Raw genomic sequence first — 6,172 nt, 5'->3', positions numbered from 1 at the left:
GACTGATACTAATCGTTCGAGGACTTAACCAAAAAACGAAAAGTGTAGGCGACTGTACAGCCTCGACAAGCGCTGGAGGGCCAGCAGTTGAAGTCGTTCTTTGACTTCAGCGGATGGACCGAAGCGACCTCGAGAGGCTAGGAGCCGAAACTGGACAATTGATCATTCGTTCTTCATTGAATTCTTCTTACACATTATCTAGTTTTGAGGGAATAAAGTTTTTTGCGAAAGTAAAATAACTTTCCTAAAAATTCTCTTGCAAAATGAATAAAAGACAGTATAATAGATATTGTCTTCAAAAAAATGTCTGGTGACGATGGCGAGAAGGTCACACCCGTTCCCATACCGAACACGGAAGTTAAGCTTCTCTGCGCCGATGGTAGTTGGGGGTTTCCCCCTGTGAGAGTAGGACGTCGCCGGGCAGTTTCAAATGGAGGATTAGCTCAGCTGGGAGAGCATCTGCCTTACAAGCAGAGGGTCGGCGGTTCGATCCCGTCATCCTCCACCATTAATCTTATAAAATAATCTTATTGAATGCCGGTGTAGCTCAATTGGTAGAGCAACTGACTTGTAATCAGTAGGTTGGGGGTTCAAGTCCTCTCGCCGGCACCACTTTTGTACGAGCCATTAGCTCAGTCGGTAGAGCATCTGACTTTTAATCAGAGGGTCGAAGGTTCGAGTCCTTCATGGCTCACCATTTTCACACAAGTGAAATGATATGAATATGCGGGTGTGGCGGAATTGGCAGACGCACCAGACTTAGGATCTGGCGCCGCAAGGCGTGGGGGTTCGACTCCCTTCACCCGCACCATTATTTAAAAACTTAAAAGTTTGCGGAAGTAGTTCAGTGGTAGAATACAACCTTGCCAAGGTTGGGGTCGCGGGTTCGAATCCCGTCTTCCGCTCCAAGTTCTTAAGCCGGGGTGGCGGAACTGGCAGACGCACAGGACTTAAAATCCTGCGGTAGGTGACTACCGTACCGGTTCGATTCCGGTCCTCGGCACCACCAAGTTAGCTGATTAAAATTTATATATGCGCCCGTAGCTCAATTGGATAGAGCGTCTGACTACGGATCAGAAGGTTATGGGTTCGACTCCTTTCGGGCGCGCCATTATATTTTCTCTTTATCGGGGAGTAGCTCAGCTTGGTAGAGCACTTGGTTTGGGACCAAGGGGTCGCAGGTTCGAATCCTGTCTTCCCGACCATGCTACTAAATTATATGGGGCCTTAGCTCAGCTGGGAGAGCGCCTGCCTTGCACGCAGGAGGTCAGCGGTTCGATCCCGCTAGGCTCCACCATATAACTTTAATAAACAATTTGGCGGTGTAGCTCAGCTGGCTAGAGCGTACGGTTCATACCCGTAAGGTCGGGGGTTCGATCCCCTCCGCCGCTACCAAATTTTAATCTGGTTGAACCTATTCAATCTAGGATTTCCTGGACCTTTAGCTCAGCTGGTTAGAGCAGACGGCTCATAACCGTCCGGTCGTAGGTTCGAGTCCTACAAGGTCCACCATTGCTTATTTAATACGGAGGTATACCCAAGTCTGGCTGAAGGGATCGGTCTTGAAAACCGACAGGCGGGTAACACCGCGCGGGGGTTCGAATCCCTCTACCTCCTCCATAATTTTATTAGTAATATCGTCGCGGGGTGGAGCAGCCCGGTAGCTCGTCGGGCTCATAACCCGAAGGTCGCAGGTTCAAATCCTGCCCCCGCAATCAAATTAAATCTTTTCAAGTACTGTACTTGAAAAGATCCTGGTCCCGTGGTGTAGCGGTTAACATGCCTGCCTGTCACGCAGGAGATCGCCGGTTCGATCCCGGTCGGGACCGCCATTTTGTGGCTCAGTAGCTCAGTCGGTAGAGCAAAGGACTGAAAATCCTTGTGTCGGCGGTTCGATTCCGTCCTGAGCCACCTTATTTAATTTAAATGAAGAAACTGAAAATATGGCGATTGTGGCGAAGTGGTTAACGCATCGGATTGTGGTTCCGACATTCGTGGGTTCGATTCCCATCAGTCGCCCCTTTCTTAATATGCGGGTGTAGTTTACTGGTAAAACCTCAGCCTTCCAAGCTGATGTAGTGGGTTCGATTCCCATCACCCGCTCCATATATGGGCCTATAGCTCAGCTGGTTAGAGCGCACGCCTGATAAGCGTGAGGTCGGTGGTTCGAGTCCACTTAGGCCCATTTTTTGTATTATTCCGCAGTAGCTCAGTGGTAGAGCACTCGGCTGTTAACCGAGCGGTCGTAGGTTCGAATCCTACCTGCGGAGCCATTATGGGGAAGTACTCAAGAGGCTGAAGAGGCGCCCCTGCTAAGGGTGTAGGTCGGGTAACCGGCGCGAGGGTTCAAATCCCTCCTTCTCCGCCATAAGGCCCCTTGGTCAAGCGGTTAAGACACCGCCCTTTCACGGCGGTAACACGGGTTCGAATCCCGTAGGGGTCATAAGGAAAGCTGTTAGCATTTACTTGCTGACAGCTTTTTTTCTTTGTCTCCACTATCCTTTAATGGTATTTGACTATACCTTGATTGTTTGCTAAGGATTGAAATTGTTCTATGTATTATTCATTAAAATAATCGTGATTATGCGAAAAATTACTCGTCCTCTAAAGAGAATCTTGGAAAGGATGTTCAATAATCTGCATAGTTTCCCAATTACTATTTGTTACAAAGCAGCTAAACCCCCGTTTCACCCTGAAAGATTTCTGCAAATTTGTTAGGACCATACTAATGAGAACTGTTATTTGCTTTTTAAAATCGTGTTTTTACATTGCCCAAAACTTACTGCAAAGGTCATCTTCCAAAACAGATGTTTTCAATACCCAATTATGAAAACGTTATCATTACGAAAGTAATTTTATCCTTTCTACGTCCAAAACTCCTAGTAAAATCAACTCGTCTCCTGTTTAAATCATTATTCATTTTTCAACTTTCGTTCTACAAAAACCGCGTAATTGGAAATTTTAGTACATTGAAGCGCTACCATTTTAGCTTGTTTGTCGAAAACAGATTTTTATTAAGAGATACTGTCGAAATATTAAAAAAATGTTTACAAGGATTTCCGGCTGGTAACTAGAATACTACTGAAAAAGGGAGTTTCTTAGTTTAATAAAGGCAGGTGGAAGGTCTTGGTGATCAACCCAACAGAGTTTGAATTGCATCTATTCCATGAAGGAAATCTGTTCGAGAGCCACAATTTATTTGGTGCACATGTCATGAATAATGGAAAAGAAACATATACTCGATTTTGTGTGTGGGCGCCGAAAGCGGCTCAGGTGAGGCTTGCAGGAGATTTTAATCAATGGGATGGGCTTGGGTATGAGTTTCATAAAGTCAATCAGGAGGGGGTATGGCAGCTCGCTCTTGAGGGTGATATGTCCGGTACCCTTTATAAATATGAGATTTTTACTGCTTCCGGTGAGCGGAAGCTCAAAGCTGATCCGTTTGCTTTCTTCTCGGAATTAAGGCCCAACACGGCTTCAATTGTCTATTCATTGGACGGATACAATTGGAATGACCAGAAATGGTTGCAGAAGCGCGAGAGAAAAAGCAGTCTTGGTGAGCCTATGTTCATTTATGAACTGCATGTTGGGTCCTGGAAAAAGCACGATGATGGTTCGTTCCTTACATATCGTGAGCTTGCGGATGAGCTCATTCCTTATGTCCTTTCACATGGATATACACATATTGAATTGCTGCCCTTAACTGAACACCCGCTCGACATTTCATGGGGCTATCAATCCACTGGTTATTTTTCCGTTACGAGCCGATATGGAACACCACATGATTTCATGTATTTCGTTGATTTATGCCACCAAAATGGCATCGGGGTCATCCTTGATTGGATTCCTGGCCATTTTTGCAAGGATGCTCATGGCCTCTATCAGTTTGATGGCAGCTATGTGTTTGAGTACCAGCGAGAGAATGATCGTGAAAACCATGTTTGGGGAACAGCCAATTTCGACTTAGGAAAAACGGAGGTCCAGAGCTTCCTGATTTCGAGTGCGCTTTTCTGGCTTGAAAAATATCATATCGATGGATTCAGGGTGGATGCGGTCGCTAATATCATTTACTGGCCCAATTCAGTCCAGGCAGCAAACCAGTATGGCGTTGACTTTTTAAAGAAGCTGAACAAAGCAGTCAGGGAGTATGAACCTGCTGCGCTGATGATTGCGGAGGACTCAACTGACTGGCCGCAGGTAACAGCCCCAGTCGAGTATGGAGGACTTGGTTTTACGTACAAATGGAATATGGGTTGGATGAATGACACTTTGAAGTATATGGAGGAAGAATCCCATAAGAGGAAGCATATACATGATAAAGTTACGTTTTCCCTGCTGTACGCTTTTTCGGAAAACTTTGTCCTGCCGTTTTCACATGATGAGGTTGTTCACGGGAAGAAATCGCTTCTTGATAAGATGCCGGGCGATTATTGGCAAAAGTTCGCACAGCTCAGGCTGCTGCTTGGTTTCATGGTTGCCCACCCTGGCAAGAAGCTGACATTCATGGGAACTGAATTTGGCCAGTTCTCTGAATGGAAGGATAAAGAGCAGCTCGATTGGAATCTTTTTGATTATGAGATGCATGAAAAAATGAACCTTTATACAAAGGAATTGCTCAAGCTGTATAAGCGCTCGAAGCCTCTTTACGAAATCGATCATGGCTATGAAGGATTTGAATGGATTGATGCAGATAACCGCGAGCAGTCGATTTTTTCCTTTATCCGTAAAGGGAAGAATCCTGAGGAAATCCTTGTGATTATATGCAATTTCACCGAGCATGCCTACAGTGATTATCGAATCGGTGTACCGAGGGCAGGAGAATATCGGGAAATTTTGAACAGCGATGCCCAGGGTTTTGGCGGGTCGGGCGTGATGAATAAAAAAGTGATCAAAGCTAAGGAAATAGCCTTCCATGGAAGGCCATATTCTATAGAGATGAATATTTCTCCATTCGGAATTTCAATTTTACGTCCTGTTATCAAGAGAAAGGGGAGAAACAATCATGCAAAAGAAGAAATGCGTAGCAATGCTGTTGGCAGGAGGAAAAGGAAGCCGCCTGCACTCACTGACAAAGAATCTCGCTAAGCCTGCTGTCCCTTTTGGGGGCAAATACCGAATTATTGACTTCCCATTGAGCAACTGTACGAATTCAGGCATCCATACAGTTGGCGTATTGACTCAGTACCAGCCGCTGTTGCTGAATTCCTATATTGGCATCGGCAGTGCCTGGGATCTGGACCGAAAGGATGGCGGAGTGACTGTGCTCCCTCCATACGCTGAGACTTCGGAGGTTAAATGGTATTCAGGGACTGCAAGTGCAATTTTCCAAAACCTTAACTACCTTTATCAGTATGACCCGGAATATGTATTGATTCTCTCAGGCGACCATATTTACAAAATGAATTACGAATTAATGCTTGAATACCATATTGAAAAAGGAGCGGACGTGACGATTTCAGTCATTCAGGTTCCGTGGGAAGAAACCAATCGTTTTGGCATCATGAATACGGATGATTCTCTGAGAATTACCGAATTTGAGGAGAAACCAGCGGAAGCGAAAAATAATCTCGCTTCGATGGGAATTTATATTTTTAAATGGAGCGTTTTAAGGGAATATCTGATAAGGGATGACCAGAACCCAGATTCCAGCCATGATTTTGGCAAGGATATCATTCCTTTATTGATTAAGGAAAACATGAAGCTTTACGCTTATCCATTCAAAGGCTATTGGAAGGACGTAGGAACTGTCCAGAGCCTTTGGGAAGCGAACATGGACCTTCTGGACAGGGATTGTGAATTGAACCTTTTCGACCAATCATGGCGTATTTATTCCGTGAACCCGAATCAACCGCCGCAATATATCTGTCCTGAGGGAAATGTTTCGGAATCACTGGTTAATGAAGGCTGCAAGATTGAAGGTGATGTCTCCAAAACAGTTGTTTTCCAGGGAGTCACTGTTAAAAAAGGTGCCGTAGTCAAGGAAACGGTCATCATGCCAGATGCGGTCATCGGCCATAACTGCGTGATTGAAAAAGCGATCGTCTCTCCAGGTGTTTATGTGCCAGATGGAACAATCATCAGGCCGGACCAGGGCAGCAATGAAATCACATTAATATCAGAAGAAACAATCGGAGCATTGCAGTCCAATTGAACCGACTTCAGGAGGAATAGA

Annotated in this window: 2 protein-coding genes, 21 tRNA genes and 1 rRNA gene; all 24 read left to right on the top strand. The window is 45.3% G+C overall.

Annotated elements, in window-relative coordinates:
- Positions 1–306: 306 nt before the first annotated feature.
- The 24 genes from rrf (at position 307) to EJA10_RS08890 (ending at position 6,151) form a co-directional block, all read left to right on the top strand.
- A 5S ribosomal RNA gene (gene rrf, locus EJA10_RS09005) occupies positions 307–422 on the top strand.
- 10 nt (positions 423–432) lie between these two features.
- Positions 433–508 (top strand) — tRNA-Val (locus tag EJA10_RS09000).
- A 28-nt stretch (positions 509–536) separates the two neighbouring features.
- A tRNA-Thr gene (locus EJA10_RS08995) sits at positions 537–612 on the top strand.
- Positions 613–621: 9 nt separating this feature from the next.
- Positions 622–697, top strand: a tRNA-Lys gene (locus EJA10_RS08990).
- 29 nt (positions 698–726) lie between these two features.
- A tRNA-Leu gene (locus EJA10_RS08985) sits at positions 727–811 on the top strand.
- A 22-nt stretch (positions 812–833) separates the two neighbouring features.
- Positions 834–908 (top strand) — tRNA-Gly (locus tag EJA10_RS08980).
- A gap of 9 nt (positions 909–917) precedes the next feature.
- A tRNA-Leu gene (locus tag EJA10_RS08975) sits at positions 918–1,006 on the top strand.
- A gap of 28 nt (positions 1,007–1,034) precedes the next feature.
- Positions 1,035–1,111, top strand: a tRNA-Arg gene (locus EJA10_RS08970).
- A gap of 17 nt (positions 1,112–1,128) precedes the next feature.
- Positions 1,129–1,205: transfer RNA gene (locus tag EJA10_RS08965), tRNA-Pro, on the top strand.
- A gap of 16 nt (positions 1,206–1,221) precedes the next feature.
- Positions 1,222–1,297: transfer RNA gene (locus tag EJA10_RS08960), tRNA-Ala, on the top strand.
- 21 nt (positions 1,298–1,318) lie between these two features.
- A tRNA-Met gene (locus tag EJA10_RS08955) sits at positions 1,319–1,395 on the top strand.
- A 40-nt stretch (positions 1,396–1,435) separates the two neighbouring features.
- Positions 1,436–1,512, top strand: a tRNA-Ile gene (locus tag EJA10_RS08950).
- Between the two features lie 15 nt (positions 1,513–1,527).
- Positions 1,528–1,620 (top strand) — tRNA-Ser (locus tag EJA10_RS08945).
- A gap of 21 nt (positions 1,621–1,641) precedes the next feature.
- Positions 1,642–1,715, top strand: a tRNA-Met gene (locus EJA10_RS08940).
- A gap of 41 nt (positions 1,716–1,756) precedes the next feature.
- Positions 1,757–1,832 (top strand) — tRNA-Asp (locus EJA10_RS08935).
- 6 nt (positions 1,833–1,838) lie between these two features.
- Positions 1,839–1,911 (top strand) — tRNA-Phe (locus EJA10_RS08930).
- Between the two features lie 35 nt (positions 1,912–1,946).
- Positions 1,947–2,019 (top strand) — tRNA-His (locus EJA10_RS08925).
- A 13-nt stretch (positions 2,020–2,032) separates the two neighbouring features.
- Positions 2,033–2,106, top strand: a tRNA-Gly gene (locus EJA10_RS08920).
- Between the two features lie 5 nt (positions 2,107–2,111).
- Positions 2,112–2,185: transfer RNA gene (locus EJA10_RS08915), tRNA-Ile, on the top strand.
- Between the two features lie 13 nt (positions 2,186–2,198).
- Positions 2,199–2,273, top strand: a tRNA-Asn gene (locus tag EJA10_RS08910).
- 4 nt (positions 2,274–2,277) lie between these two features.
- Positions 2,278–2,368 (top strand) — tRNA-Ser (locus EJA10_RS08905).
- Between the two features lie 3 nt (positions 2,369–2,371).
- Positions 2,372–2,443: transfer RNA gene (locus tag EJA10_RS08900), tRNA-Glu, on the top strand.
- Positions 2,444–3,126: 683 nt separating this feature from the next.
- Positions 3,127–5,085, top strand: coding sequence for a 1,4-alpha-glucan branching protein GlgB (gene glgB, locus EJA10_RS08895; RefSeq protein WP_125479648.1), 1,959 nt, complete (start codon positions 3,127–3,129; stop codon positions 5,083–5,085).
- Positions 5,003–6,151: a glucose-1-phosphate adenylyltransferase gene (locus EJA10_RS08890; protein ID WP_125479647.1), complete on the top strand. Its 1,149-nt coding sequence runs from the start codon at positions 5,003–5,005 to the stop codon at positions 6,149–6,151. The genes glgB and EJA10_RS08890 overlap by 83 nt, the downstream gene beginning before the upstream one ends.
- Positions 6,152–6,172 lie beyond the last annotated feature (21 nt).

It is taken from the genome of Mesobacillus subterraneus, from assembly GCF_003937825.1.
Classification (GTDB): domain Bacteria; phylum Bacillota; class Bacilli; order Bacillales; family Cytobacillaceae; genus Mesobacillus; species Mesobacillus subterraneus.
Note: the sequence above shows the minus strand (reverse complement) of the source record. Positions and strands in the feature narration are given on the sequence as shown.

Excerpts from the sequence above, each read along its gene's own strand:
- EJA10_RS08890 (WP_125479647.1), top strand. The coding sequence starts at position 5,003 with ATGCAAAAGAAGAAATGCGTAGCAATGCTGTTGGCAGGAGGAAAAGGA.